The sequence below is a fragment of the Pseudomonas sp. CFBP 13727 genome, from assembly GCF_014841915.1.
Taxonomy (GTDB): domain Bacteria; phylum Pseudomonadota; class Gammaproteobacteria; order Pseudomonadales; family Pseudomonadaceae; genus Aquipseudomonas; species Aquipseudomonas baltica.
Map to the genome: position 1 here is coordinate 1345860 of NZ_JACYUT010000001.1, position 25325 is coordinate 1371184.

General features: G+C 63.0%; 22 protein-coding genes. 9 read left to right on the forward strand and 13 right to left on the reverse strand.

Going from position 1 to position 25325, the window contains the following annotated elements; translation table 11 throughout:
* The first annotated feature begins 140 nt into the window (after nucleotides 1-140).
* Nucleotides 141-1460 carry an MFS transporter gene (locus tag IFT76_RS05965; protein ID WP_122479398.1) on the forward strand — a complete coding sequence of 440 codons (1320 nt, stop codon included), beginning with the start codon at nucleotides 141-143 and terminating at the stop codon, nucleotides 1458-1460.
* A 95-nt stretch (nucleotides 1461-1555) separates the two neighbouring features.
* Nucleotides 1556-2182 carry a flavin reductase family protein gene (locus IFT76_RS05970; RefSeq protein ID WP_185793993.1) on the forward strand — a complete coding sequence of 209 codons (627 nt, stop codon included), beginning with the start codon at nucleotides 1556-1558 and terminating at the stop codon, nucleotides 2180-2182.
* Here the strand turns inward: IFT76_RS05970 and IFT76_RS05975 are convergent.
* A complete protein-coding gene (locus tag IFT76_RS05975; protein ID WP_192057634.1) occupies nucleotides 2175-2414 on the reverse strand; it encodes a hypothetical protein in 240 nt (79 codons plus the stop codon). The genes IFT76_RS05970 and IFT76_RS05975 overlap by 8 nt on opposite strands.
* Nucleotides 2415-2456: 42 nt before the next feature.
* On the reverse strand, nucleotides 2457-2780 hold the full coding sequence (locus IFT76_RS05980) for a putative quinol monooxygenase (protein ID WP_192053660.1): 324 nt from the start codon (nucleotides 2778-2780) through the stop codon (nucleotides 2457-2459).
* A gap of 311 nt (nucleotides 2781-3091) precedes the next feature.
* Between IFT76_RS05980 and IFT76_RS05985 the strand changes: the two genes are divergently transcribed.
* Nucleotides 3092-4021 carry an AraC family transcriptional regulator gene (locus IFT76_RS05985; RefSeq protein ID WP_122479402.1) on the forward strand — a complete coding sequence of 310 codons (930 nt, stop codon included), beginning with the start codon at nucleotides 3092-3094 and terminating at the stop codon, nucleotides 4019-4021.
* Between the two features lie 125 nt (nucleotides 4022-4146).
* The gene (locus tag IFT76_RS05990; RefSeq protein WP_342365566.1) at nucleotides 4147-5655 is read left to right on the forward strand and encodes an MDR family MFS transporter; all 1509 of its coding nucleotides are present in this window, start codon (nucleotides 4147-4149) and stop codon (nucleotides 5653-5655) included.
* Nucleotides 5656-5796: 141 nt separating this feature from the next.
* Here IFT76_RS05990 and IFT76_RS05995 read toward each other — a convergent pair whose 3' ends face one another.
* Both IFT76_RS05995 and IFT76_RS06000 read right to left on the reverse strand, forming a co-directional pair.
* The gene (locus tag IFT76_RS05995) at nucleotides 5797-6693 is read right to left on the reverse strand and encodes a DMT family transporter (RefSeq protein WP_122479404.1); all 897 of its coding nucleotides are present in this window, start codon (nucleotides 6691-6693) and stop codon (nucleotides 5797-5799) included.
* 137 nt (nucleotides 6694-6830) lie between these two features.
* Nucleotides 6831-7463 (reverse strand): TetR family transcriptional regulator, encoded by a 633-nt coding sequence (locus tag IFT76_RS06000; protein ID WP_192057635.1) that lies wholly within the window; start codon nucleotides 7461-7463, stop codon nucleotides 6831-6833.
* 258 nt (nucleotides 7464-7721) lie between these two features.
* Here IFT76_RS06000 and IFT76_RS06005 point away from each other — a divergent pair, with 258 nt between their 5' ends.
* The 4 genes from IFT76_RS06005 (at nucleotide 7722) to IFT76_RS06020 (ending at nucleotide 15093) form a co-directional block, all read left to right on the forward strand.
* A complete protein-coding gene (locus IFT76_RS06005; protein ID WP_122479406.1) occupies nucleotides 7722-8870 on the forward strand; it encodes an efflux RND transporter periplasmic adaptor subunit in 1149 nt (382 codons plus the stop codon).
* Between the two features lie 3 nt (nucleotides 8871-8873).
* Nucleotides 8874-12050: an efflux RND transporter permease subunit gene (locus IFT76_RS06010; protein ID WP_192057636.1), complete on the forward strand. Its 3177-nt coding sequence runs from the start codon at nucleotides 8874-8876 to the stop codon at nucleotides 12048-12050.
* Nucleotides 12047-13501, forward strand: coding sequence for an AdeC/AdeK/OprM family multidrug efflux complex outer membrane factor (locus IFT76_RS06015; RefSeq protein ID WP_122479408.1), 1455 nt, complete (start codon nucleotides 12047-12049; stop codon nucleotides 13499-13501). Before IFT76_RS06010 ends, IFT76_RS06015 begins: the two co-directional genes overlap by 4 nt.
* 326 nt (nucleotides 13502-13827) lie before the next feature.
* Nucleotides 13828-15093 carry an OprD family porin gene (locus tag IFT76_RS06020; RefSeq protein WP_122479409.1) on the forward strand — a complete coding sequence of 422 codons (1266 nt, stop codon included), beginning with the start codon at nucleotides 13828-13830 and terminating at the stop codon, nucleotides 15091-15093.
* 48 nt (nucleotides 15094-15141) lie between these two features.
* On the opposite strand, the gene pcaC is transcribed toward IFT76_RS06020, so the two are convergent.
* From pcaC to pcaR, 9 genes are all read right to left on the reverse strand, one after another.
* Entirely contained in the window at nucleotides 15142-15534 is a 393-nt protein-coding gene (gene pcaC, locus IFT76_RS06025) for a 4-carboxymuconolactone decarboxylase (protein WP_185793997.1), read from the reverse strand.
* Between the two features lie 12 nt (nucleotides 15535-15546).
* Nucleotides 15547-16335, reverse strand: coding sequence for a 3-oxoadipate enol-lactonase (pcaD, locus tag IFT76_RS06030; protein WP_192057637.1), 789 nt, complete (start codon nucleotides 16333-16335; stop codon nucleotides 15547-15549).
* 10 nt (nucleotides 16336-16345) lie between these two features.
* On the reverse strand, nucleotides 16346-17710 hold the full coding sequence (locus IFT76_RS06035; protein ID WP_192057638.1) for a 3-carboxy-cis,cis-muconate cycloisomerase: 1365 nt from the start codon (nucleotides 17708-17710) through the stop codon (nucleotides 16346-16348).
* Nucleotides 17711-17755: 45 nt separating this feature from the next.
* Nucleotides 17756-19045: an MFS family transporter gene (locus IFT76_RS06040; RefSeq protein ID WP_122479412.1), complete on the reverse strand. Its 1290-nt coding sequence runs from the start codon at nucleotides 19043-19045 to the stop codon at nucleotides 17756-17758.
* Between the two features lie 236 nt (nucleotides 19046-19281).
* The gene (gene pcaF / locus IFT76_RS06045) at nucleotides 19282-20487 is read right to left on the reverse strand and encodes a 3-oxoadipyl-CoA thiolase (RefSeq protein ID WP_192057639.1); all 1206 of its coding nucleotides are present in this window, start codon (nucleotides 20485-20487) and stop codon (nucleotides 19282-19284) included.
* Nucleotides 20484-21263 (reverse strand): CoA-transferase subunit beta, encoded by a 780-nt coding sequence (locus tag IFT76_RS06050; protein WP_192057640.1) that lies wholly within the window; start codon nucleotides 21261-21263, stop codon nucleotides 20484-20486. The genes pcaF and IFT76_RS06050 overlap by 4 nt, the downstream gene beginning before the upstream one ends.
* The gene (locus tag IFT76_RS06055; RefSeq protein ID WP_192057641.1) at nucleotides 21260-22120 is read right to left on the reverse strand and encodes a CoA transferase subunit A; all 861 of its coding nucleotides are present in this window, start codon (nucleotides 22118-22120) and stop codon (nucleotides 21260-21262) included. Before IFT76_RS06055 ends, IFT76_RS06050 begins: the two co-directional genes overlap by 4 nt.
* 133 nt (nucleotides 22121-22253) lie before the next feature.
* Entirely contained in the window at nucleotides 22254-23600 is a 1347-nt protein-coding gene (locus IFT76_RS06060) for an MFS transporter (RefSeq protein WP_192057642.1), read from the reverse strand.
* 165 nt (nucleotides 23601-23765) lie between these two features.
* Complete coding sequence (gene pcaR, locus IFT76_RS06065) at nucleotides 23766-24635, reverse strand: pca regulon transcriptional regulator PcaR (RefSeq protein WP_122479417.1); 870 nt, start codon at nucleotides 24633-24635, stop codon at nucleotides 23766-23768.
* A gap of 277 nt (nucleotides 24636-24912) precedes the next feature.
* Here pcaR and IFT76_RS06070 point away from each other — a divergent pair, with 277 nt between their 5' ends.
* A complete protein-coding gene (locus IFT76_RS06070) occupies nucleotides 24913-25113 on the forward strand; it encodes a hypothetical protein (protein WP_122479727.1) in 201 nt (66 codons plus the stop codon).
* Nucleotides 25114-25325 lie beyond the last annotated feature (212 nt).

The following is a 25325-nucleotide window of genomic DNA, read 5'->3' on the forward strand; positions in this document are numbered from 1 at the left end:
CCTCTCGTATCGGCAAGAATCCGCCGGCTTTTTTTCGTGAACCCTCTGAAAGCGGGGGGTGCAGCGGCTGGCACGGCTCCTGCTATTGCCTTGGCAAGCGCGAACCAACGCGCTACCAACAATAATGAGAAGGATCCATCATGGATAACTCCAACACCCTGCCCGCCGGGGCAACCGCTGCATCCGCCCCGCCTCGCACCACCGCCAGCCGCGTCAAGTCGATCTTCAGTGGCTCGGTCGGCAACATGGTCGAATGGTACGACTGGTACGTCTACGCGGCATTCTCGCTGTATTTCGCCCAGGTGTTCTTTCCCAAGGACAGCCTCAACGCGCAACTGCTCAACACCGCCGCGATCTTCGCCGTCGGTTTTCTGATGCGTCCCATCGGTGGCTGGCTGATGGGTTTGTACGCCGACCGCAAGGGCCGCAAGGCTGCGCTGATGGCGTCGGTATTGCTGATGTGCTTTGGCTCGCTGGTCATTGCGCTGACACCAAGCTACGAAACCATCGGCATCTGGGCGCCCGTGCTGCTGGTGCTGGCGCGGCTGATGCAGGGCCTCTCGGTGGGCGGCGAGTACGGCACGTCCGCCACCTACCTGAGCGAGATGGCAACCAGGGAACGGCGCGGCTTCTTCTCCAGCTTCCAGTACGTGACCCTGATTTCCGGCCAGTTGATCGCGCTGGCGGTGCTGATCGTGCTGCAGCAGACACTCACCGAAGAGCAGCTGCTCAGCTGGGGCTGGCGTGTACCGTTCGTGATCGGCGCGCTGTGCGCAGTGGTGGCGCTGTGGTTGCGCCGTGGCATGGAAGAGACAGACTCCTTCACCCAGAAAAAGGAATCCAAGGAAAGCACGATGCGCACCCTGCTGCGCCACCCCAAGGAACTGTTGACCGTGGTCGGCCTGACCATGGGCGGTACCCTGGCTTTCTACACCTACACCACCTACATGCAGAAATACCTGGTCAACACGGTGGGCTTCAGCAAAGCGGACTCGACGGCTATCTCCGCGGCCACGCTGTTCCTGTTCATGTGCCTGCAACCGGTGGTCGGCGCCCTCTCCGACAAGATCGGACGCCGCCCCATCCTGATCGCGTTCGGGGTGCTGGGCACGGTGTGTACCGTTCCGATCCTGACCACGCTGCACACCATTCAAACCTGGTGGGGTGCGTTCTTCCTGATCATGGCGGCGCTGATCATCGTCAGCGGTTACACCTCGATCAACGCCGTGGTGAAAGCGGAGCTGTTCCCCACCGAGATCCGCGCCCTGGGCGTCGGCCTGCCCTATGCGCTGACCGTGTCGATCTTCGGCGGAACCGCCGAACTGATCGCCCTGTGGTTCAAGCAGATCGGCATGGAAACCGGTTACTACTGGTACGTGACCGCCTGCATCGCCTGCTCGCTGCTGGTGTACGTGTTCATGAAGGACACCAAGAAGCACTCACGGATCGAAACGGACTGAAGCTGAGCATGCCTGCGCCGCAAAGGCGGGGGCAGTTGCACTGGCCGCCATGGCCGACGCACACTGGGGCACCTGAACGCTGAGGATTGCCCCTGATGTCGGATGACACCTACTACTACGAGCCGGCCAAGGGCCATGGTCTGCCCCACGACCCGTTCAACGCCATCGTCGGCCCGCGGCCCATTGGTTGGATCTCTTCCCACGACCGTGAAGGTCGCCTGAACCTGGCGCCGTACAGCTTCTTCAACGCCTTCAACTACACGCCGCCGATCATCGGTTTCGCCAGTGTGGGACGCAAGGACAGCCTGAACAACATCGAACAGACCGGTGAATTCGTCTGGAACCTGTCTACTCGTGCCCTGGCCGAGCAGATGAACCAGAGCTGCGCCGCGGTCGGCCCCGAAGTCGACGAGTTCGAACTCAGTGGCCTGCACCATGCACCGTCGACAATCGTCAGCGTACCGCGGGTGCTCGAAGCGCCGGTGTCGTTCGAGTGCAAGGTGACGCAGATCATTCAGCTCAAGGGCGCCGACCAGCAGGAAGTGCCCACCTGGCTGATCCTGGGTGAAGTGGTGGCGGTGCACATCGCCAAGTCATTGCTCAAGGACGGGGTCTACGACACGGCCGCAGCCGGTCCGATCCTGCGCGGCGGCGGGCCGGCCGATTATTTCGAGATCGGTCCGCAGGCGCTGTTCAAGATGCACCGACCGCAGGTCAAGTAGGCTCGAAGCGCGGCTCGCCTTCATCGCCGACAGCGGCCAGAGTCAGCAAAACCTCGGCGGCAGCACCATCGGCCTCGTGCGCGGTACGAAACGACCGGCCGTCGAGCACCTTGTGGAACCGCGGCGCACCACCACCCTGCAGGGCCTTGATGGCGATGGCGGCGTGGTAACTGCCTTCATTGGGCACTACCGCTGAAACCGCTTCGTGATGTTCGAATACCTTGCGTGCCATGACGTACCTCGCAGCTATGCAAAAGCCACGATTGTACGCAGCTCAGGCCGCGCTGGCCTGTTCGATCGCGGCATCCTCGAAAGTGTGCAGATCGAGGCTGGTGACCAGCAGGCCCTGGACCAGGTCGGAGAACACCTGCATGCCGGGGGATTTGAACCAGGCGGTCATCGCGGCGTGATCGCGCCAGACGCCGGCCACTTGCCACAATCGCTCGTCGCCGTGGCTGCGCTGGACTGCAAAATGCAGGCAGCCGGGCATGCCCAGCGCAGGCCGCACCAGTGCCGACAACCCCAGCCCGACCTGTTCGGAATGCCCATGCCGGGCGGTGACCAAGGCACAGTGACTGACGGTAGATAATGAGTTCATGCTCGACTCTCCCTGATTGAACGGTCTGCGGTGAACAAGGTTGCAGCGACAACAGTACGCAACCCCCGATGTCAGGGGTTAGCCGTTTCCTGTCAAGGTCTTGCCCGATCCTGCAGGGTTGCAGTTTCAATCAACCCAAGCGGCCCTGTGTGGCGGTTTTCATGCCGATACGCACAGTGCACGTGCGGGTTCGGACAAGACGCTCCTACAACTTGGCAGGATTGGGCAAACATCCTGCAGCTATCGTCTACCCTTGGCATTAAGCGCGGATTATCCTCGTGGTCATGTGATGCACAGATCATGGAGCCTGCATGAAACCCGCCGCACCTGCTGCCCTGCCCCTGCACCCTGCCCTGGAACGAAGTCGCTGCGAACTTGCCGAGCGCATTGCCCGTGGCGCACAGGCACCCGGCTGCCATGGCACCGCGATCAGCGGCTTGCATCTGGTGCGCTATGAAGAGTGCGTGCAGTCGTTCCCGGCGTTGGTGCAACCGGCGCTGTGCATCCTTGCCCACGGCAGCAAGGAGGTGCGCCTGGGGGAAGAGCGCTATATCTACGACCCGCTGAACTTCATGGTGGTGTCGGTGGCCATGCCGATCTCGGGACGGATCCTGGATGCCAGCCCCGGCGACCCTAGCCTGTCCCTGCGGTTGGACATCGACCCCGACGAAATCAACGCGGTGATCGCCGACGCCGGGCCACTGGGCGTGCCTTCGCGTTCGACCCAGCGCGGCCTGTACGTGGAGCAGATGGACACCGCGTTTCTCGATGCCGTGCTGCGCCTGGTACGCCTGCTGGAAACACCGAAGGACATTGCCGTGCTGGCACCACTGGTGCGGCGGGAAATCCTCTATCGCCTGCTGGGCGGGCAACAGGGTCACCGCTTGTATGAAATCGCCGTAGCCCACAGCCAGACCCACCGAGTCAGCCAGGCCATTGCCTGGATCAATCGGCATTTCCAGCGCAGCCTGCGCATCGAAGACCTGGCTCGCGAAGTCAACCTGAGCGTGTCCACCCTGCATCACCGTTTCAAGGCCGTGACGTCCATGAGCCCGTTGCAGTACCAGAAACAGCTGCGCTTGCAGGAGGCTCGTCGACTGATGCTCAGCGAAGATCTCGATGCGTCGGCCGCCGGGTATCGCGTGGGCTACGAAAGTCCTTCGCAGTTCAGCCGCGAATACAGCCGGCATTTCGGCGCACCACCGGTGCGTGACCTGGCACGCCTGCGCATCAGCCTCTGATGTCATGCTGGCAGAGTTGAAAAAAAACCGCAGATCACCAATAGAACCGATAGCTAGCTATCAAGTACACTCGAAGACCGCAGCCCGTGGCCATCTTGCCGGGGCGTCTCTTTGCAGGCCTACCTGTGACCGATCTCAGCCACTCCCCGCCGGCCATCAAGAGCATTCTGGTGGCCCTGATGCTGGCCATTTTCCTGGGCGCGTTGGACCAGACCATCGTTGCGGTCTCCATGCCGGCGATCTCCGCCCAGTTCAACGACGTCGACCGCCTGGCCTGGGTGATCTCCGGGTATATGGTGGCCATGACCGTGGCCACGCCGATCTACGGCAAGCTGGGCGACCTGTATGGACGCCGACGCATGATTCTGATCGGCACGGGATTGTTCACCCTGGCGTCGCTGTTCTGCGGCATGGCGCAGAGCATGGAGCAACTGGTGCTGGCGCGCCTGCTGCAGGGCGTCGGCGCTGGCGGCATGGTTTCGGTGAGCCAGGCGATCATCGGCGATGTCGTGCCGCCGCGCGAACGTGGCCGCTACCAGGGCTATTTCAGCAGCATGTACGCAGCCGCCAGCGTGCTGGGCCCGGTACTGGGCGGCTACATGACGCAGTACCTGTCGTGGCGCTGGGTGTTTCTGATCAACCTGCCGCTGGGCGCGTTCGCCTGCTGGTACGCCAGCCGCAAGCTGGCGGGGCTGCCCATACCGCAGCGTACGCCGATCATCGATTACCTGGGTACGGTGCTGATGATCGTCGGCCTGAGCACCTTGCTCATGAGCATCACCCGCGTTGGCCAGGGGCATGGGCTGGACGACACCCAGGTGTGGGCGCTGCTGGTAATTGCCGCGGCATCGCTGCTGGGTTTTGTCTGGCATGAACGACGTTTTCGCGAACCGCTGCTGCCGATGCATCTGTTTGCCAATCGCGCAGCGGTGCTGTGCTGGTGCACGGTGTTTTTCACCAGCTTCCAGGCCATCGGGCTGAGCGTGATGATGCCCCTGCGCTTCCAGACCGTCACCGGTGCCGGCGCGGATCAGGCGGCTCTGTACCTGCTGCCACTCGCATTGGGGTTGCCCATCGGGGCTTTTCTGGGCGGGCGTCGCACATCGCAGACCGGGCGCTACAAACCGATCATTCTGACCGGGGCGTTGCTCGCTCCGCTGGGGATTCTAGGCATGGCGTTCAGTCCCCCGGACAACCTGCTGCTCAGCGTGACCTTCATGCTGTTGACCGGGTTCGCCTGCGGCCTGCAGTTTCCCACCTCGCTGGTCGGCGCGCAGAATTCGGTGCAGGCCAGGGACATCGGCGTGGCCACCAGTACCCTGGCGTTGTTTCGCTCGCTGGGCGGCGCTGTTGGAGTGGCTTGTCTGTCGGCTTTGCTGTTGGCCATGCTGCACGGTGTGCAGTTGGCGGACGGTGCCTTGAGCGGTCATGGGCTCGAGGTAATGACCGACAACGTGCTGCTGACCGGGCTCAACGCTGCGGCCGGCCCTGCTCGCGATGCCTTGCGCATGGAACTGGCGCAGACCTTCCAGCACTTGCTGTGGGCCAGTGCCGGCATTTCCCTGCTGGGAGTGGCCGTGGCACTGGCGCTGCCCAATCTGGAATTGCGCGGCCGCGGGCATGGCGAGAAGTAGCATGTATGCCGGGCAGGCCTGGCCCCTTCGCGGGTAGAACCCGCTCCCACAGGGTTCTAGGGGGAAATGGCTTGTGTGCCGGGCAGGTCTGACCTCTTCGCGGGAACTGTGGGAGCGGGTTCTACCCGCGAAGGGGCCCGCTCAGGCAACCGGTCGCTTCTTGCGCTGGGCCCAGGCTACGGCCAGGCCGCTGAGGCAGATGACGCTGATGCCCACCACCCCGAAGATATCGGGGGTGTGGTCGAAGATCAGGTAGCCATACATCCCGGCGAACAGGATCTGCCCGTAACTGAACGGTGCCAGCAGCGCCGGCGCGGCATGGCGAAAGGCCTGGGTCAGCAACAGATGCCCGAGCATGCCGCAGGTGCCCAGCCCGACCATGAACAATGCATCGATCCACCCTGGCGCCTGCCAGAAGAACGGCAACGCAGCGCTCATGATCAGCGTATTGAAGATACCGGCGAGAAAATTGCTGGTGGTCGGGCTGTCGATGCTGCTGAGCTTGCGCGTCAGCAATTGGTACAGGCCGAAGAAGAACGCGGATATCAACGGCAGCAGAATGGCCGGCGTGAACAGGGCACCGCCGGGGCGAATCACGATGAGCACGCCGATGAAGCCGGTGATCACCGCCGCCCATTGCGCGCGGGTCACCACTTCCTTGAGCAGCGGCACCGACAACGCCGTCACCAACAGCGGTGCCAGGAAGTTGACCGCCGTGGCTTCGGCCAGCGGTATGTAGCGCAGGCTGGTGGTGAAGAACAGGCTGGTGGCGATCAGGCACAGCGCGCGCAACAGCTGCAGCCCCGGCCGCTTGGTGCGGATCACCGTGGACAGCCCGGTCTGCGGCACGAATATGACCAGCATCAGCAAGGTGTGCACCACGTAGCGCGCCCACACCACCACAACGATGGGGAACAGCCCGGAGAGGTACTTGGACAAGGCGTCGTGGCTGGCGAACAGCAACGTTGCCAGACAGATCAGCGCGATACCGCGCAGCGGCTGGTTGACCCCGGTGAGCAACGGGTTTTGCACGCTCATTCACACGCTCGCAACAGGATGATGAAAGGGTACCGGTCGTGACCTGTCCGCCGCACGCAGGTACTCGGGCAGCGGCTGGATGGTGTCGGGTCGATGATGGCGCGAGCGGGGGCGCTGTTACAACTTGATTCAGAACTTTATTTGCGCAACGCCGGTGTCAGGCTCAGCGTCTGCAGGCTCAGGTCCACCCAACGCTCCGCTTCCTGATAGATGTCGAAACTGTCGGGGACGAGCAACCATTGGCCGACCATGCCATCTATATAGGCGTGCAAGGCGATGGCCGCCCTGACGGTGTCCAGATCGTGCGGCAACTGCTCGCGGTTCACGGCGTTGCGCAACGACCGTTCGATGCGCACATTGCAGTCGATGCTGACCGACTGGCGCTGGCGGCGCATGTCACACATTTCATCGGTGAACTCGCACTTATGATGCAGAATTTCGTTGAGGCGGCGGGTCTTGGGGTCTACGGCGATCTGCTGGAAAAGGCGGATCAGCAACTGACGCATGCAACCCAGTGGGTCGGGCTCATCCTCGCTCTCGCTGGCCTGGGCCAGCTCCTCGAGCGGCTCCTGCAAGCTGTCGAGCATGGCCTGGACCAGATCCGCCTTGTTGCTGAAGTGCCAATAGATGGCGCCGCGCGTCACCCCTGCCAGGGTCGCGATGTCAGCCAGGGTCGTGCGCGCCACGCCGCGCTCGTAGAAGGCCTGCTCGGCCGCCTCGAGAATCTGGCTGCGGGTTTCCTGGGCTTCCTCTTTGGTACGGCGAACCATGGCAGTCGAACCTCAATCTTCAATGCACGCGCGATGCGTAACGCAGCGCCTGCTCAGGCCGGGAATCCCTTTTGTGCGGGGCTTGTCCGGAATATCGATGGGTGCGCCGCAACGTCGCGGGCATCAGGCCATCAAGTTGTTTACAAACAACCACGAATGTAAGTATATTCGTTAGTAAGCTATTAATCCAGTCGTAACATTTTTTTACCTTTCCACTATTCTTGAGCCCTCCCCCGCGCTCACGACCCGAGGATCTTCATGCAATTCAAGCCAGTTGTTACCGCTCTGGTATCCGCCGTCGCCCTGGCAACCTTGCTCAGCGGCTGTGACAAAAAGGAAGAAGCAGCCCCGCAACAGGCTCAGCAAGCTCCTCAGGTCGGCGTGGTTACCCTGAAAACCCAACCCTACACATTGACCAGCGAACTGCCGGGCCGGACCACCGCGTACCGCGTGGCCGAAGTACGGCCGCAGGTCAACGGGATCATCCTCAAGCGTCTGTTCAAGGAAGGCACCGAGGTCAAGGCCGGGCAGCAGCTCTACCAGATCGACCCGTCGGTGTACGAGGCTACGCTGGGCAGCTCCCAGGCGACGCTTGAGTCGGCCAAGTCGCTGGCCGGGCGCTACAAGCAGCTGATCGACGAGCAAGCCGTCAGCCGCCAGGAATACGACAACGCACGCTCGCAGCAGCTGCAGGCAGAGGCCTCGGTGAAGAGCGCGCAGATCGACCTGCGCTACACCAAGGTGATGGCGCCGATCTCGGGCCGCATCGGCCGTTCCGACGTGACCGAAGGCGCACTGGTGACCAATGGCCAGACCAACGCCCTGGCGACCATCCAGCAGCTGGACCCGATCTACGTCGACGTGACGCAGTCGTCCGCCGAAATGCTGCGGCTGCGACGCGACCTTGACAGCGGCAAGCTGCAGAAGGCTGGCGACAACGCCGCTTCGGTCAAGCTGACCCTGGAAGACGGCAGCGAGTACGCCCAGGCCGGCAAGCTGGAGTTCTCCGAAGTGTCGGTCGATCAAGCCACAGGCTCGGTGACCCTGCGCGCCGTGTTCCCCAACCCGGAACACGTGCTGCTGCCCGGCATGTTCGTGCACGCCAAGCTGCAGGCCGGTGTGCGCAGCGAAGCCATCCTGGCGCCCCAGCAAGGCGTGACGCGTGACCTGAAGGGCACCCCGACCGCCTTGATCGTCAACAAGGACAACAAGGTCGAGCAGCGTCAGCTGGTGGCCAATCGCACCGATGGCGCTTATTGGGTGATCGAGAAGGGCCTGAATGCCGGCGATCGCTTGATCACCGAAGGTCTGCAATACGTCAAGCCGGGTGCCGATGTGACCGTCAAGGATGCTGGCAACCTGACTCCTGAACAGTCCGCCCCTGCCGCCAACGGCAAAGGTGAGTGATCGATGTCTAAATTCTTTATCGACCGCCCCATTTTCGCCTGGGTACTTGCCCTGGTGATCATGCTGGTGGGTGGGCTGGCCATTCTCAAGCTGCCCATCAACCAATACCCGGCCATCGCGCCGACCGCCATCGACATCCAGGTCACCTACCCAGGTGCGTCCGCACAGACCGTGCAGGACACCGTGGTACAGATCATCGAGCAGCAGCTCAACGGTATCGACAACCTGCGTTACGTTTCCTCGGAGAGCAACTCCGACGGCAGCATGACCATCAGCGTGACCTTCAACCAGGGCACCAACCCCGACATCGCCCAGGTGCAGGTGCAGAACAAGCTCAACCTGGCCACCCCACTGTTGCCGCAGGAAGTGCAGCAACAGGGCCTGCGCGTGACCAAGTCGGTGAAGAACTTCCTGTTGGTGATCGGCCTGGTGGCCGAAGACGACACGCTGACCCGTGAAGACTTGTCCAACTACATCGTCTCCAACATCCAGGACCCGATCTCGCGGACCTCGGGCGTGGGCGACTTCCAGGTGTTCGGTTCGCAGTACGCCATGCGCATCTGGCTGGACCCGGCCAAGTTGAACAAGTATCAACTGACACCGGTGGAAATCAGCGCCGCGATCAGCGCGCAGAACGTGCAGATCGCTACCGGCCAGCTCGGCGGCCTGCCGGCCGTGCCTGGCACCCAGCTCAACGCCACCATCATCGGCAAGACCCGCCTGCAGACCGCCGAGCAGTTCGGCAACATTCTGCTCAAGGTCGACGCTGACGGTTCGCAGGTACGTCTCAAGGACGTTGCACGCATCGCCCTGGGCGGCCAGAGCTACAGCATCGACGCCCAGTTCAACGGCAAGCCGGCCTCGGGCATGGCGATCAAGCTGGCGTCCGGCGCCAACGCACTGGACACCGCCAAGGCGATTCGCGCCACCGTGGCCAACCTGGAGCCGTTCTTTCCGCCTGGCATGAAAGTGGTTTACCCGTATGACACCACGCCGACCGTGACCGAGTCGATTTCCGGCGTCGTGCACACGCTGATCGAAGCGATCGTGCTGGTGTTCCTGGTGATGTACCTGTTCCTGCAGAACTTCCGCGCTACGGTCATCACGACCATGACGGTACCGGTGGTACTGCTCGGCACCTTCGGCATCCTCGCCGCGTTCGGTTTCACCATCAATACCTTGACCATGTTCGGCATGATCCTGGCCATCGGACTATTGGTGGACGATGCGATCGTGGTGGTGGAGAACGTCGAGCGGGTCATGGCGGAGGAGCACCTGTCGCCCAAGGAGGCGACCAAGAAGTCCATGGAGCAGATCCAGGGCGCGCTTGTCGGTATCGCCATGGTGCTCTCGGCGGTACTGCTGCCGATGGCCTTCTTCGGCGGCTCCACCGGTGTGATCTACAAACAGTTCTCGATCACCATCGTTTCGGCCATGGCGCTGTCGGTACTGGTCGCGCTGATCTTCACCCCGGCATTGTGCGCCACCATGCTCAAGCCGATCGATCCGGAAAAACACGGCCAACCCAAGCGTGGGTTCTTCGGCTGGTTCAACCGAACCTTCGACCGCAGCGTGGTCAGCTACGAGAACGGCGTGAAGCGCATGGTCACGCACAAGCTGCCGGCGTTCATCGTTTATCTGATCATTTTCGCTGGCATGATCTTCCTGTTCACCCGCATCCCCTCGGCGTTCCTGCCTGAAGAAGACCAGGGCGTGATTTTCGCCCAGGTGCAGACGCCTGCAGGCTCCTCGGCCGAGCGGACGCAGAAGGTCATCGACGAGATGCGTACCTTCCTGCTCGACGGGGAAAATGGCGAAGGCGCTGGTGTGAAGTCGGTGTTCAGTGTCAACGGCTTCAACTTCGCCGGTCGTGGCCAGAGTTCGGGCCTGGCGTTCGTCATGCTCAAACCCTGGGGTGAGCGCGACGCCGAGACGACTGTGTTCAAGATCGCCGAGCGGGCGCAGAAGCATTTCGCCAGCTTCCGCGATGCCATGGTTTTCGCCGTGGTCCCGCCTTCGGTATTGGAACTGGGTAACGCATCGGGCTTCGACTTCTACCTGCAGGATCAGGGCGGGGTTGGCCACGAAAAACTGCTGGAGGCACGTAACCAGTTCCTCGGCATGGCCGCCCAGAGCAAGATCCTGGCGGGCGTGCGTCCCAACGGTCTGAACGACGAGCCGCAGTACCAGCTCACCGTGGATGACGAGAAGGCCAGTGCCCTGGGCATCACCTTGTCGACCATCAACCAGACCCTGTCCATCGCTTTGGGCGGTAGCTACGTCAACGACTTCATCGACCGCGGTCGGGTGAAGAAGGTCTATGTGCAGGGCGAAGCGGCAGCGCGGATGACCCCCGAAGACCTGAACAAGTGGTACGTGCGCAACGACTCCGGGACCATGGTGCCGCTGTCGGCCATCGCCACCGGTGAGTGGATCTACGGTTCGCCCAAACTGTCGCGCTACAACGGCGTGGCGGCGATGGAGATCCTGGGTACGCCGGCACCGGGCTACAGCTCGGGTGACGCCATGGCCGAGGTCGAGGCGCTGGCGAAGAAACTGCCTGATGGCATCGGCTACTCGTTCACCGGCCTGTCGTACGAAGAACGTCTGTCCGGCTCGCAAGCCCCAGCGCTCTACGCGATCTCGCTGCTGTTCGTGTTCCTCTGTCTGGCAGCCCTGTACGAAAGCTGGTCGATCCCGATCGCGGTGCTCCTGGTGGTGCCGCTGGGTGTGATCGGTGCGCTGATCGCCACCAGCATGCGCGGCTTGTCCAACGACGTGTTCTTCCAGGTGGGCCTGTTGGTCACGGTGGGATTGGCGGCGAAGAACGCCATTCTGATCGTCGAGTTCGCCAAGGAACTGCACGAACAGGGCAAGAGCCTGGTCGATGCAGCAGCCGAGGCGTGCCGCATGCGTCTGCGGCCGATCATCATGACGTCGCTGGCGTTCATCCTCGGCGTTGTCCCGCTGGCGATTTCCAGCGGCGCAGGTTCGGGCAGCCAACATGCCATCGGTACCGGGGTGATCGGCGGTATGATCACCGCCACCGTCCTGGCAATCTTCTGGGTGCCGATGTTCTACGTGGCCGTGTCGTCGATGTTCAAGAGCAAATACGACAAGGAACACGAGCAGGACAAGGGCAACGACAAAGCCATTACACACGAAGAGGCTGGCCAATGAGCAAGTCACTGATATCCATCGCTGTCGCCGCCTTCGTGCTCGGCGGCTGCTCGATGATCCCCGAGTACCAGCAGCCTGCCCTGCCAGTGGCCGAGCAGTTTCCCCAAGGCGAGGCCTACGCGCCCGCCGATGCGGCCGAAGTGGCTGCGGCCGAGCAAGGCTGGCGGCAGTTCTTCACCGACCCGGCGCTCGAGCGCCTGGTGCAGGTGGCGCTGGAGAACAACCGCGACCTGCGCGTGGCGGCCCTGAACATCGAGGCCTACCGGGCGCAGTACCGCATCCAGCGCGCCGATCTGTTCCCGGCGATCAACGCCGACGGTACTGGTACGCGTCAGCGCACACCGGCCGACCTGTCACAGCTTGGCGAGTCGGGCATCTCCAGCCAGTACGGGGTCACCCTAGGCGTCAGCGCCTATGAACTGGACCTGTGGGGCCGCATCCGCAGCCTCAACGAACAGGCGCTGCAGACCTACCTGTCTAGCGAAGAGGCACGTCGTTCCACCCAGATCAGCCTGGTGGCCAACGTGGCCAATGCCTACCTGACCTGGCAGGCCGACCAGGCGCTGCTGAAACTGACCCAGGACACCCTGGGCGCGTTCGAGCAAAGCCTCAAGCTGACCAGCCGCAGCACCGAAGTGGGAGTATCCTCGGCCCTGGACCTGAGCCAGGCGCGCACCGCGGTGGAAACCGCTCGCGTCAGCCTGGCCCGCTACCACCGCCAGGTGGCCCAGGACCGCAACAGCCTGACCATGCTGCTGGGCACGCGTATTCCAGTGGACCTGCCCGAAGCCCGTGGCCTGGATGCCGACCTGCTCAGCGAAGTGCCCGCAGGCATGCCGTCGCAGCTGCTGACCCGGCGCCCGGACATCCTAGAAGCCGAGCACGCCTTGCTGGCCGCCAACGCCAACATCGGCGCGGCTCGCGCAGCGTTCTTCCCCAGCATCAGCCTGACCGCCAACGCCGGCACTTCGAGCCGCCAGTTGTCCGGCCTGTTCGACGCCGGTTCCGGCAGCTGGTTGTTCTCGCCCAGCATCAGCCTGCCGATCTTCAACGCCGGTGCGCTGCGTGCAAGCCTGGACTACTCGAAGATCCAGAAGGACATCAACATCGCCAACTACGAGAAGGTCATTCAAACAGCCTTCCAGGAAGTGTCCGACGGCCTCGCCGCACGCAAGACCTACAACGAGCAGTTGCAGGCCCAGCGTGACTCGGTACAGGCCAACCAGGATTACTACCGTCTGGCAGAGCGTCGCTATCGGATCGGTATCGACAGCAACCTGACCTTCCTCGATGCCCAGCGCTCGCTGTTCAGTGCCCAGCAATCGCTGATCACCGACCGGCTTTCGCAGCTGACCAGCGAGGTCAATCTGTACAAGGCCCTGGGTGGCGGCTGGTACGAGCGTACGGGCCAGGCCCAGTTGGCACAGCCAGCGCAGGCGCCGAAAAGCTGAAGCGCAACGTTGCAAGAAAAAACCACCGCCTGCGGTGGTTTTTTATGCAGGTCAGGCGGTGACATCGGCACGAACAGGGTAGCTCCTGAAGAAAATGTCACACGGAACTGGCCGAAAGTTCAATCTTGAGCAATAGTGGTCTGATGACCAGATAACTGACTTGTTATTAACCAGTTAGTTAGTGTTCGGTTATCGCACGTATTCCCGTGCGGTCGGTTGAATCGGGCGTCACCCCAACGCACCATCCGCGCAACACTCAGAAACATGCATGACCTGCTCGTACAAGCGTGCGTCAATCATAAAATCAATAACAATAGGTTTACCCCATGCGCCAGCACTTCCGTCGTTCACCCCGTCTGTTGCCCAACCTGATTGCGCTGACCGTTGCCACGGCCGCCCTGCCCTCCTTTGCGGCCGAGTCCGGCTTCCTGGAGGACGCCAAGGTAGGGCTGAACCTGCGCAACTTCTACTTCAACCGCAATCACACCAACCCGGCCTTCCCGCAGAGCAAGTCCGAGGAATGGACCCAAAGCTTCATTCTCGATGCCAAATCCGGCTATACCCAAGGCATGGTCGGCTTCGGTGTGGACGTGCTGGGCATGTACTCGGTCAAGCTCGACGGCGGCCGTGGTACCTATGGCACGCAGTTGTTGCCTGTGCATGACGGCAATGACCCGGCCGACGATTTCGGTCGGTTGGGTGTGGCCGCCAAGGCCAAGATATCCAAGACCGTGCTCAAGGTCGGTGAATGGATGCCGGTGCTGCCTATCCTACGCTCGGATGACGGGCGCTCGCTGCCGCAGACTTTCCAGGGCGGACAGGTCACCTCCCAGGAAATCGACGGCCTGACGCTATACGGCGGCCAGTTCCGCAAGAACAGCCCGCGCAACGACGCCAGCATGGAGGACATGTTCCTGCAGGGCCGCGCCGGCATCACTTCCGACCGCTTCAATTTCGTCGGTGGCGAGTACACCTTCAACGGCAAGAACACCCTGGTCGGCCTGTGGAATGCCGAGCTCAAGGACATCTACCAGCAGCAGTACCTGCAGATTCTCCACAGCCAGCCCTTGGGCGACTGGACCCTGGGTGCCAACCTGGGCTTCTTCCATGGCAAGGAGGACGGCAGCGCACGGGCCGGTGACCTGGACAACAAGACCTGGTCGGCGCTGCTGTCGGCCAAGTACGGCAGCAACACCTTCTATGTCGGTCTGCAGAAAGTCACCGGCGACAATGGCTGGATGCGCGTCAACGGCACCAGTGGCGGCACCCTGGCCAACGACAGCTACAACTCCAGCTACGAGAACGCCAAGGAGAAATCCTGGCAGTTGCGCCATGACTTCAACTTCGCCGGCGTGGGCGTACCGGGGCTGACCCTGATGAACCGCTACATCAGCGGCGACAATGTGCACACCGCCACCGTCACCGACGGCAAGGAATGGGGCCGCGAAACCGAACTGGCCTACACCGTGCAGTCGGGCACCTTCAAGAGCCTGAACATGCGCTGGCGCAACTCGACCATGCGCCGCGACTACAGCACCAGCGAGTTCGACGAAAACCGGGTGATCGTCAGCTATCCGCTGAGCATTCTGTAACCCTCGCGCCGGTGACGGGCATGTCGCCCGCACCGGCCCGCTCGGGCGTCACTGGCGGGATTCGACGCCCAGCTCATCCCATACCGATTCGGCCAGGTGAAACGTCGCGTTGGCCGCCGGAATGCCACAATAGATGGCGCTCTGCATCAAGACTTCCTTGATCTCTTCACGGGTGACACCGTTGCTTGCCGCCGCACGCAAGTGCAGCTTGAGCTCGTCGTTGCGATTCATGCCGATCAGCATGGCGATGGTGACCAGGCTGCGGGTGTGCCGCGGCAGGCCCGGACGGGTCCAGATATCACCCCACGCATGGCGGGTGATCATCTCCTGGAACTCGGTATTGAACTCGGTCAGGTTGTTCAGGCTGCGTTCCACATGGGCATCGCCCAACACCGCTCGCCTGACTTTCAGGCCTTCTTCGTAGCGTTCTTTTTCGTCCATGGACGTGCTCCTTCAGCGCAACAGAAATTCGACGACGCGGGCACTGAAAGGCGCACCGACTTCAACGTTGGACAAATGCGCCGCGGCAAACTCGGCGTACTGCGCACCGGCCACCTGCTCGACGATGAATTGCGCGTCGGCGGGCGTGGTCACAGCGTCCTCGGTGCCTGCGATCACCAACAGCGGTACCTGGATGGCACCCAACTGTTCGCGGAAATCGGCGTCGCGCACGGCCGCGCAGTTGGCGGCGTAGCCTTGGGGCGAAGTGGCCGCGAGCATGTCGGTGATGCGCCGGGTTTCGCCCGGGCTGGCTTCGGCGAACGCCGGGGTGAACCAGCGCGCGATGGAGGCGTCGCGCAGCGACTGCATGGCCGCCTCGCCCTGCCCAAGGACCATTTCGATCCGAGGGTTCCAGACGTCCTGGGTACCGATTTTCGCCGCCGTGTTGCAGATCACCAGCTTGTGCAGGCGCTCGCCAGCGTTGATCCCCAGCCATTGGCCGATCAAGCCGCCCATGGACAGGCCGCAGAAGTGCACCTTGTCCAGTCGCAGGGCATCGAGCAGCGCGAGCACGTCGCCACCCAGCTGCTCGATGGTGTAGGTGCCCGGGGTCACCAGGGATCGGCCATGGCCGCGGGTGTCGTAGCGCAGCACCTGAAAATGCTCGGTGAAGGCGGCCATCTGGCTGTCCCACATGTGCCGGTCGGTGCCCAGCGAGTTGGACAGCACCAGTACCGGCTTGTCCTCGGGGCCTTGCAGACTGTAATCGAGTTCGCCGTCGGCGAGTTGTACCTGTGCCACGCTCATCTCCTCACGCATTCAAAAGATCGTGTTCGGCCACCGCCCGTTCGACCCAGACCTGGGCCTGGCCCAGGTAGTGCGAAGGGTCCAGCAGACGGTCCAGTTCATTGGCGTCCAAGTGCTCGGTGACCTGCGGCTCGTCGCCGAGCACCGCGCGCAGGTGCCGGCCCTGGGCGACGGCCTGCTTGCAGCACTGTTCCAGCACATGATGGGCGCGGTCACGACCGATCCGCTGGGCCAGCACGATGCTCACAGCTTCGGCCAGCACCAGGCCGTGAGTCAGTTTCAGGTTCGCCAGCATGCGCCCATCGTCGACCTGCATGCCGTCGGCGATGGCCAGCGCCTGCTGCAGCGCGCCGGACACCAGGCAGCAGATCTCCGGCAGCGTTTCCCATTCGGCGTGCCACAGCCCCAGGCTGCGCTCGTGTTCCTGCGGCATCGCGCTGAACAGCGTGGCCAGCAGACCCGGCACCCGGGTGGCAGCGCCAATGAGCACCGCCGCACCGACCGGATTGCGCTTGTGCGGCATGGTCGAGGAACCGCCCTTTCCCGGTGCCGAAGGTTCGAAGACTTCCGCCGCCTCGGTCTGCATCAGCAGGCTGATATCACGCCCCAGCTTGCCCAGACTGCCGGCCAACAGGCCCAGCACCGAGGCCAGCTCCACCAGTCGGTCGCGTTGAGTATGCCAAGGCTGCTCGGGCAGGTTCAGGTGCAGTTCCTCGGCCAGTGCCTGGGCCACCGGCATGGCTCGATCGCCGAGGGCGGCCAAGGTGCCCGATGCGCCGCCGAATTGCAGGCAGGCCAGCCGCGGCCTGAGCTCGCGCAGGCGCTGTCGGCTGCGGGTCAGGGCGCCGAGCCAGCCAGCGATCTTCATGCCCAGGGTGACGGGTGTGGCGTGTTGCAGCCAGGTTCGTCCGGGCATCACCGTGGCCGCATGGCGGCGAGCCTGCTGGCTCAGGGCGTCGGTCAGCAGGCGCAGGTCGGATTCGATCAGCTCAACTGCCGCCAGCAGCTGCAGGACCAGCCCGGTGTCCATGACATCCTGGCTGGTCGCCCCCAGATGCACGTAGCGCTCGGCCTCGGCGTCGGTGGCGGAAATGACCTTGCCGAGCATCTTGACCAAGGGAATGGCCGAGTTGCCAGCACTGGCAATGGCCTGCGCCAAGGCCTGGAAGTCGTATAGCTGGGCCTTGCACGCGGCCTCTATGGGAGCGACTGCCGCGCTGGGGATCACACCGACCCGCGCCTGGGCGCGAGCCAGCGCAGCTTCGAAATCGAGCATGCCCTGCACCCGGCCATGGTCGCAGAAGATCTGGCGCATGGCCGGGGCGGTGAAGTAGACATCGAACAACTGATTGTTCGGCGGTTGGTTCATGGAGCTCCCCTGCAAGGGCGCGCCAGCGATGGCGCGCCCCTGGGTTTAATGGTCGGTATGCAGGTACTTGGGCTGCTTGGGCAGCCGCAGGCTGAACAGGAAGGCGATGGCCATCATCACCGTGACGTACCAGTAGAACGCGTTTTCGTTGCCCATGTTCTTCAGGTTCAAGGCGACGAACTCCGCTGAACCGCCGAACACCGCGTTGGCTACCGCGTAGGCCAGGCCGACGCCCAGGGCGCGCACCTGCGGCGGGAACATCTCGGCTTTGACCAGGCCACTGATCGAGGTGTAGAAGCTGACGATGGCCAGGGCCAGGGTGATCAGCACGAACGCCAGGAACGGGCTGGTGACGGTCTTCAATGCCATGAGGATCGGCAAGGTGCACAAGGTACCGAGCCCGGCGAACCAGAGCATGGAGGTGCGTCGGCCGATGCGGTCGGCGAGCATGCCGAACAGCGGCTGCATGCACATGTACAGGAACAGCGCGCCGGTCATGATCAGGCTGGCGGTCTTGGCATGCATGCCTGCGGTATTGACCAGGTACTTCTGCATGTAGGTGGTGAAAGTGTAGAAAATCAGCGAGCCGCCGGCGGTGTAGCCCAATACGGTGATGAAGGCTGCGCTGTGATTCTTGAACAGCCCGGCGATGCTGCCGGCGTCCTTGTCGTTGCGCGTTTCGGCGGTGCTGGTTTCCTTCAGCGTACGGCGCAACAACAGCGAGATGATCGCGGCGACGGCACCGACGAAAAACGGAATGCGCCAGCCCCAGGCCCGCAGTTCCTGCTCGTCGAGAAACTGCTGAAGGATGACCACGGTCAGCACAGCCAGCAGTTGCCCGCCGATCAACGTCACGTATTGGAACGACGCGAAGAAACCACGCTGGCCACGCAGGGCGACTTCGGACATGTAGGTCGCCGTGGTGCCGTATTCACCGCCCACCGACAGACCCTGGAACAGCCGGGCCAGCAACAGGATGATCGGTGCCCAGACACCGATGGTGGCGTAGGTCGGCAGGCAGGCGATCACCAGCGAGCCAGCGCACATCATCAGCACCGAGATCATCATGGAGTTCTTGCGGCCATGCTTGTCGGCCACGCGGCCGAACAACCAGCCACCGATCGGCCGCATCAGAAAGCCTGCGGCGAACACCCCGGCGGTGTTGACCAGTTGCACGGTTGGATCGTCGGAAGGAAAGAAGGCTGGGGCGAAATAAATGGCGCAGAAGGCGTAGACATAGAAGTCGAACCACTCCACCAGGTTGCCCGATGAAGCGCCGACGATCGCGAATATGCGCTTCTTGCGCTCCTCACCGGTGTAATGAACTGTTGTCATGTTTTAGTTCTCATTGAGGTCGGTAAAGGCTAGACATAACCTGTTACAACCTCAGGCACAAGGTGATTGGCGGTCTGGGAGGTTGAGGGTTGGCTTTAGGGCCTCTTCGCGGGCAGAGCCCGCTCCCACAGGAGCCTGCTCCCACAAGAACATTTGATCTATGTGGGAGAGGGCTTTTCTGTGGGAGCGGGGCGGGCGGCGAGCCCTCTGCCCGCGAAGAGGCCAGTGAAGCCCCCTCAAACCCGCTCGATCGCCAACGCCAGACCCTGCCCTACCCCCACACACATCGTCGCCAGCCCGCGCTTGCCGCCACTTTTTTCCAACTGATGCAGCGCGGTCAACACCAGCCGCGCCCCGCTCATGCCCAATGGGTGCCCCAAGGCAATCGCCCCGCCGTTGGGATTGACCTGCGCCGCGTCGTCCGCCAGCCCCAGCTCGCGCAGCACGGCCAGGCCCTGGCTGGCGAACGCTTCGTTAAGCTCGATCACGTCGAAGTCTTCGACCGTCAGGTTCAGGCGTTCCAGCAGCTTGCGCACTGCCGGTACCGGACCGACGCCCATCACCCGTGGCGCCACCCCGGCACTGGCCATGCCCAGCACCCGGCCACGGGCCGTCAGGCCATGCTTCTGCACTGCCTCGGCACTGGCGAGAATCATGGCGGCGGCGCCGTCGTTGACACCCGAAGCATTGCCTGCGGTCACGCTCTTGTCGGCGCCGTTGACCGGCTTGAGCCTGGCCAGGGTTTCCAGGGTGGTATCGGCACGTGGATGCTCGTCCTGCTCGACCACGGTGTCGCCCTTCTTGCCGGGAATGCGCACCGGTACGATTTCCTCGGCGAAGAACCCCGCCGCCTGGGCGGCAGCGGTGCGCTGCTGGCTGCGCACGGCGAAGGCGTCCTGGTCCTCACGGGAAACCCGGTAATCGTCCGCCACGTTGTCAGCGGTCTGCGGCATCGCATCCACGCCATAGTGGGCCTTCATCAGCGGGTTGATGAAGCGCCAACCGATGGTGGTGTCTTCCAGCTTCATGTTGCGGGAAAAACCGGCGTCGGCCTTGCCCATGACGAAGGGTGCGCGTGACATCGATTCAACGCCACCGGCAATCGCCAGCTCCATCTCGCCACTGGCAATAGCGCGGAACGCCGTGCCCACCGCATCCATGCCCGAAGCACACAAGCGGTTGAGGGTCACGCCCGGCACGCCCTCGGGCAGGCCGGCCAGCAGCAGCGCCATGCGTGCGACGTTGCGGTTGTCTTCGCCCGCCTGATTGGCGCAGCCCATGAACACTTCGTCGACCTGCGCCCAATCCACCGTCGGGTTACGCTCGAGCAACGCCTTGATCGGCACGGCGGCGAGGTCGTCGGCACGCACGTTGGCCAGGCTGCCGCCAAAGCGACCGATGGGCGTACGTACCGCATCGCAAATGAATACGTCACGCATCATGCTTCTCCCGGCGCCTGGCCATGGGCGGCCGCGGTGCGTGCTTCCAGGGCGCGCAACGCCTCCAGTTCGGTGGTGTCGGGCTCGGCCGTGGTCTGCACGTCGTCGGCGAAGCGGACCTTCCAGCCGGTGGCAGCACTGATCTGCTCGCGGGTCACACCGGGGTGGATGGAGGTGACCACGAACTCGTTGGTGCCGGCTTCCGGTTCCATGATGCACAGGTCAGTGATGATCCCCACCGGGCCTTGCCCCGGCAGGCCCAGGCGCTTGCGCGAGTCGCCGCCGTCACCGTGGCCCACCGACGTGAGGAAATCGAGCTTCTCGACGAAGCTGCGGTGCGACTGCTTGAGGATGATCAACACGCTCTTGGCTGAACCTGCGATTTCAGGCGCTCCGCCAGCGCCCGGCAGGCGTACCTTGGGCTGATGATAGTCGCCCACCACGGTGGTGTTGATGTTGCCGAAACGGTCGACCTGGGCAGCGCCGAGGAAGCCGACGTCGATACGTCCACCCTGCAGCCAGTAGCGGAAGATCTCACCCGTCGGCACCACCGTGTCGGCGGTTTCCGCCAGTTCGCCGTCGCCGATGGACAGCGGCAAGACGCTGGGCTTGGCGCCGATCGGACCGGACTCGTAGATCAGCACCACGTCGGGCGAAGACGTCAGGCGCGCCAGGTTGGCAGCCTTGGACGGCAGGCCGATGCCGACGAAGCACACCGCGCCGTTGCGCAGGCGCCGCGCAGCCGCGACGGTCATCATCTCGTTGGTGGAGTAAGTCATGGGGTCACCTGCGCTGCGCTGGCCAGTTTCGCCTGGTATTCGCTGAAGTTCTGGGTGCCATGGATGTAGGTGTCGATCCAGGCGGTAAAGGTCTGCCGGTCTCGCGCAACGGAATCCCAGGCTTGGTAAAACACGTTGTCGCGCTGGGTGTAGCCGTGGGCGTAGGACGGATGTGCCCCACCCGGTACGTGGCAGACCGCAGTCAGTGCCCAGGTCGGCAGTACGCAGGCGTTCATGGGGGCCTGCAGGTCGTCGACGATTTCTTCCACCGTGACGATGCAACGCTTGGCGCCCAGGGCAGCTTCTTTCTGCACGCCCAGAATGCCCCACAGCAGCACGTTGCCCTTGCGGTCGGCTTTCTGCGCATGGATCACTGTGACGTCTGGACGGACCGAAGGCACAGCGGCCAGCACTTCCCCAGTGAACGGGCAGGTGACCGTTTTGATCAACGGGTTGACCTTGGGCAAGTCGGAGCCTGCGTAGGCCCGCAACACCGCGAACGGCAGGCCCGAGGCGCCGGCCACATAGGCATTGGCCAGGTCGGCATGGCTGTGTTCTTCGATCTCCAGCGCTTGCGGCCACTGCTTCTCGACGGCGTCGCGCAGTCGATGCAGCGAACCGACACCGGGGTTGCCGCCCCACGAGAAGATCAACTTGCGAGCGCAACCGGCGCCGATCAACTGATCGTAGATCAGGTCGGGGGTCATGCGCACCAGCGTCAGGTCTTTCTTGCCTTGACGAATGATCTCGTGACCTGCAGCGGTTGGAATCAGGTGGGTGAAGCCTTCGAGCGCGATGGTGTCGCCATCGTTGACGAATTGCTTCACCGCGTCGGTGAGCGACAGAATTGCAGCCATGTGGGCAGGACTCCTCGGTACTGTGAGCCATCTTGTTTGAATGAAGCTGGCATACAGGTTAGGGCGCCAGCCTCACACGAACAATCCGATTATCGACTATCTGTTCGATTATCGAACAGTACAGCGGCGTGTTTCAGGTAGCGTCGGCGTGGCTGACCCGGTTCTTGATCAACAAGGCCACGGTGGCCAGCACGGCGGGGACGACCAGCGCCGTCAGCACCTGTTCGAAATTCCAACCCAGGCCAAGCAGTGTCGCGCCCATCCAGGCACCCAGAATTGCACCGAAACGGCCGATGCCCAGCATCCACGACACACCGGTGGCGCGCCCCTGCGTCGGGTAGAACCGCGCGGCCAGCGACGGCATCGCCGACTGCGCGCCGTTGACGCACATCCCGGCGATCAGCACCAGCGTCGCCAGCACGGTGATGTTGCCCAGGCTTTGCCCTACCGCGTAGGCGAATACGCCAGCCAGCAGGTAGAACGTGGCGATGACCTTGTGCGGGTTGAACCGGTCCATCGCCCAACCCACGCCTACGGCACTCAGTACACCGCCGAACTGGAACAGCGCGCCGATGAAGGCGGCCTGCTCGAGGCTCGCGCCGCTGTCGCGCATCAGCGTCGGCAGCCAGCTGGTCAACAGGTAGACGATCACCAGACCCATGAAGTAGGTCAGCCACAGCAGCAAGGTCCCGGCACGGTAGGTGCCCGAAAAGATCACCGCCAGGACGTTGCTCGCTTTGACGGTTTTCTGTTCGGGAACGCTGAAACGCTCGGCCCGCGCCACTTGCTCAGGGTCTATCGGTGCAAGGGTACGACGGATTTTTTCCACGCTTTTGTTGCGTACCACCAGGTACCGCGCCGACTCGGGCAGCCAGACCATAAGCACCACCGCCAGCAGCAGCGGCAGCACACCGCCGAGCAACAGCAGGCTGTGCCAGCCGAAGGCAGGAATCAGCTTGGCGGACATGAACCCACCACCGGCCATGCCCAGGTTGAAACCGCAGAACATGCTGGTCACCAACAGCGAACGAAAGCGTTCGGGGGTGTATTCGGACAACAGCGTGGTGGCGTTGGGCATACCCGCGCCCAGCCCCAAGCCGGTGAGAAAGCGCAGGACCAGCAGTTGATCGACGTTGCTGCTGTAGGCCGATGCCAGGCTGAACCCGCCAAACACCAGCACCGCCCCAACCAGCACCAGCTTGCGCCCGAAGCGGTCGGCCAAGGGCCCGGAGCCCAGCGCGCCGAACACCATGCCAATCAGCGCGGCGCTCATCACCGGCCCGAGGCTGGCCCGGTCGATGCCCCACTCCTGCGACAGCGCGGGCGCGATGAAACCCATGGCGGCGGTGTCCAGGCCATCGAGAAAGACGATCAGGAAACACAGGATGACCACGCGCCATTGGTAGCGCGACAGCGGTCGGTCGTTGATCAGGGTCTGCACATCCAGGCACACCCCTGCAGCGTTGGCAGGTCTGTTCATTATTGTTCTTGTCATTGTAGTTATTCGGGAAAGACGGGCACATCGACACATGCCTGAGCAGTCGATGCGATGGACATTAGTCAGCGCGCCCCGGCCCGGTCAATCGCGCACCTGCAGATGTGTGCGGTCACCGCACACTGCAATGCCCACCCTGGCCACGATGGTTCAAGCGAACAGTTGCGCACTCAAGTCGCGGCTGGCAGCCAGCATGATCGGCAGGAAGCGTTGCTCCAGTTCCGCCCGCGTCACTCGACCGGCGTGGGTACTGACGTTGAGCGCCGCCAGCACCTGCCCCGACGCGTCGTACACCGGCACGGCAATCGAACGCAGGCCCTGCTCCAGCTCCTGATCGACGATGCACCAGCCCTGCTGGCGAACCCGCTCCAGGCATTCGAGCAATGTCACCTTGCTGGTCAAGGTACGGCTGGTCTTGGGAGCAAGGTCGGTGTGCTGCAGGTATTCGTGCAACGAGGCGTCGTCGAGCGCGGCGAGCAATATGCGGCCCATGGAGGTGCAATACGCCGGCAGCCGGCCGCCCACCGACAGGTCCACGGAGATCAGCCGCTGGGTCGTGGCCGAGCGCGCGATGTAGAGAATGTCGTCGCCTTCGAGCGTGGCCATGTTGCAGGCTTCGTGCAGCTGCTCGCTCATGCGATCCAGATACGGCTGTGCAGACACCGCCAGGGGTGTCGACGACAGGTAGGCATGGCCAAGGGTCAGGACCTTGGGCAACAGCGAGTAGGTGCGCCCATCGGTGGTGGCGTAGCCCAACTTGATCAGGGTATGCAGGCAACGTCGCACGGCGGCCCGAGGGATTTCGGTGCGGTGGCTGATCTGCGCGATGGTCAGGTGTCGCTTGCGCTCCTGGAATGCCTGCACCACCGCCAGCCCGCGGGCCAGCGAGGTCATGAAGTCGGGATCGCCGGTAAACGCCTGGATGCGCTTGGCCGGCGATGCGACGATCGGCGGAGCCAGAGAGCTGAACGCCGTTCGCTGAGGCGCTGTCGAGCCTGCCGGTGGAGTGTGTTCGTTCATCGTACTGCCCTCTGGATTCTTCGGAACCGATCGAGGGCGATTATCGAACCAGCGGGCGATAATCGCAAACCTGTGCAGCGGGCGTTTCGTGGCCGGTGCTGAAACTTATCCCTGTTTGCGTTTTCCTAGTGTGTATCGAGTCGAGCTACACACATTCGATGACAGACCCAGGTGCCCCGTTGACACTGCGACTCGCTACAATGCGTTCGCCAACTGGCACGGCGCTGGAGAAACCTTGTCAGCCGGTTTCAACTTTCCATTTATCAGAGTAATGAATGTGACGAAAGACGAACTGCGCGCGCAACTGGAGCGCCAGGAACAACGTTACAAGGAAGTCTACGGCGGCGAGATCACCACCTACGCTGCTCAGCCGGAACCCGAACGCAAACCTTGGCGCAAACGCGCCAGCATTGTCGATCTGGCATTCCAGGAAGAGATCCAGAAGATCGAAAAAGACCTGCAACAGCCTAACGCCTGATATTGACGTGGCACGACGCACCGCGCCGGCCCTGCCACGTCAATTGCCATCAAAAATGCGTCATGTGGCGATAGATTTCATACGCCCGTTTGAATTATCCAGGGTTGTATGCGGGACGTTGCCTGCTACCGATAGCCCGAATTTTCGGGGCCAAGGTGCCTGCTGCATTGGCGTCAGCCCTCGCCACTGCCTGCTGAATGCCGGAAAAGCGG

Excerpts from the sequence above, each read along its gene's own strand:
- IFT76_RS05970 (WP_185793993.1), top strand. The coding sequence starts at position 1,556 with ATGTCGGATGACACCTACTACTACGAGCCGGCCAAGGGCCATGGTCTG.
- IFT76_RS05985 (WP_122479402.1), top strand. The coding sequence starts at position 3,092 with ATGAAACCCGCCGCACCTGCTGCCCTGCCCCTGCACCCTGCCCTGGAA.
- IFT76_RS06035 (WP_192057638.1), bottom strand. The coding sequence starts at position 17,710 with ATGAACCAACCGCCGAACAATCAGTTGTTCGATGTCTACTTCACCGCC.
- IFT76_RS06040 (WP_122479412.1), bottom strand. The coding sequence starts at position 19,045 with ATGACAACAGTTCATTACACCGGTGAGGAGCGCAAGAAGCGCATATTC.
- IFT76_RS06020 (WP_122479409.1), top strand. The coding sequence starts at position 13,828 with ATGCGCCAGCACTTCCGTCGTTCACCCCGTCTGTTGCCCAACCTGATT.
- IFT76_RS06060 (WP_192057642.1), bottom strand. The coding sequence starts at position 23,600 with ATGAACAGACCTGCCAACGCTGCAGGGGTGTGCCTGGATGTGCAGACC.
- pcaC (WP_185793997.1), bottom strand. The coding sequence starts at position 15,534 with ATGGACGAAAAAGAACGCTACGAAGAAGGCCTGAAAGTCAGGCGAGCG.
- IFT76_RS05975 (WP_192057634.1), bottom strand. The coding sequence starts at position 2,414 with ATGGCACGCAAGGTATTCGAACATCACGAAGCGGTTTCAGCGGTAGTG.
- IFT76_RS06010 (WP_192057636.1), top strand. The coding sequence starts at position 8,874 with ATGTCTAAATTCTTTATCGACCGCCCCATTTTCGCCTGGGTACTTGCC.
- IFT76_RS05995 (WP_122479404.1), bottom strand. The coding sequence starts at position 6,693 with ATGAGCGTGCAAAACCCGTTGCTCACCGGGGTCAACCAGCCGCTGCGC.
- IFT76_RS06050 (WP_192057640.1), bottom strand. The coding sequence starts at position 21,263 with ATGACTTACTCCACCAACGAGATGATGACCGTCGCGGCTGCGCGGCGC.
- IFT76_RS06000 (WP_192057635.1), bottom strand. The coding sequence starts at position 7,463 with ATGGTTCGCCGTACCAAAGAGGAAGCCCAGGAAACCCGCAGCCAGATT.
- IFT76_RS06055 (WP_192057641.1), bottom strand. The coding sequence starts at position 22,120 with ATGGCTGCAATTCTGTCGCTCACCGACGCGGTGAAGCAATTCGTCAAC.
- IFT76_RS05965 (WP_122479398.1), top strand. The coding sequence starts at position 141 with ATGGATAACTCCAACACCCTGCCCGCCGGGGCAACCGCTGCATCCGCC.
- IFT76_RS06015 (WP_122479408.1), top strand. The coding sequence starts at position 12,047 with ATGAGCAAGTCACTGATATCCATCGCTGTCGCCGCCTTCGTGCTCGGC.
- IFT76_RS05980 (WP_192053660.1), bottom strand. The coding sequence starts at position 2,780 with ATGAACTCATTATCTACCGTCAGTCACTGTGCCTTGGTCACCGCCCGG.
- pcaF (WP_192057639.1), bottom strand. The coding sequence starts at position 20,487 with ATGATGCGTGACGTATTCATTTGCGATGCGGTACGTACGCCCATCGGT.
- pcaR (WP_122479417.1), bottom strand. The coding sequence starts at position 24,635 with ATGAACGAACACACTCCACCGGCAGGCTCGACAGCGCCTCAGCGAACG.
- IFT76_RS06005 (WP_122479406.1), top strand. The coding sequence starts at position 7,722 with ATGCAATTCAAGCCAGTTGTTACCGCTCTGGTATCCGCCGTCGCCCTG.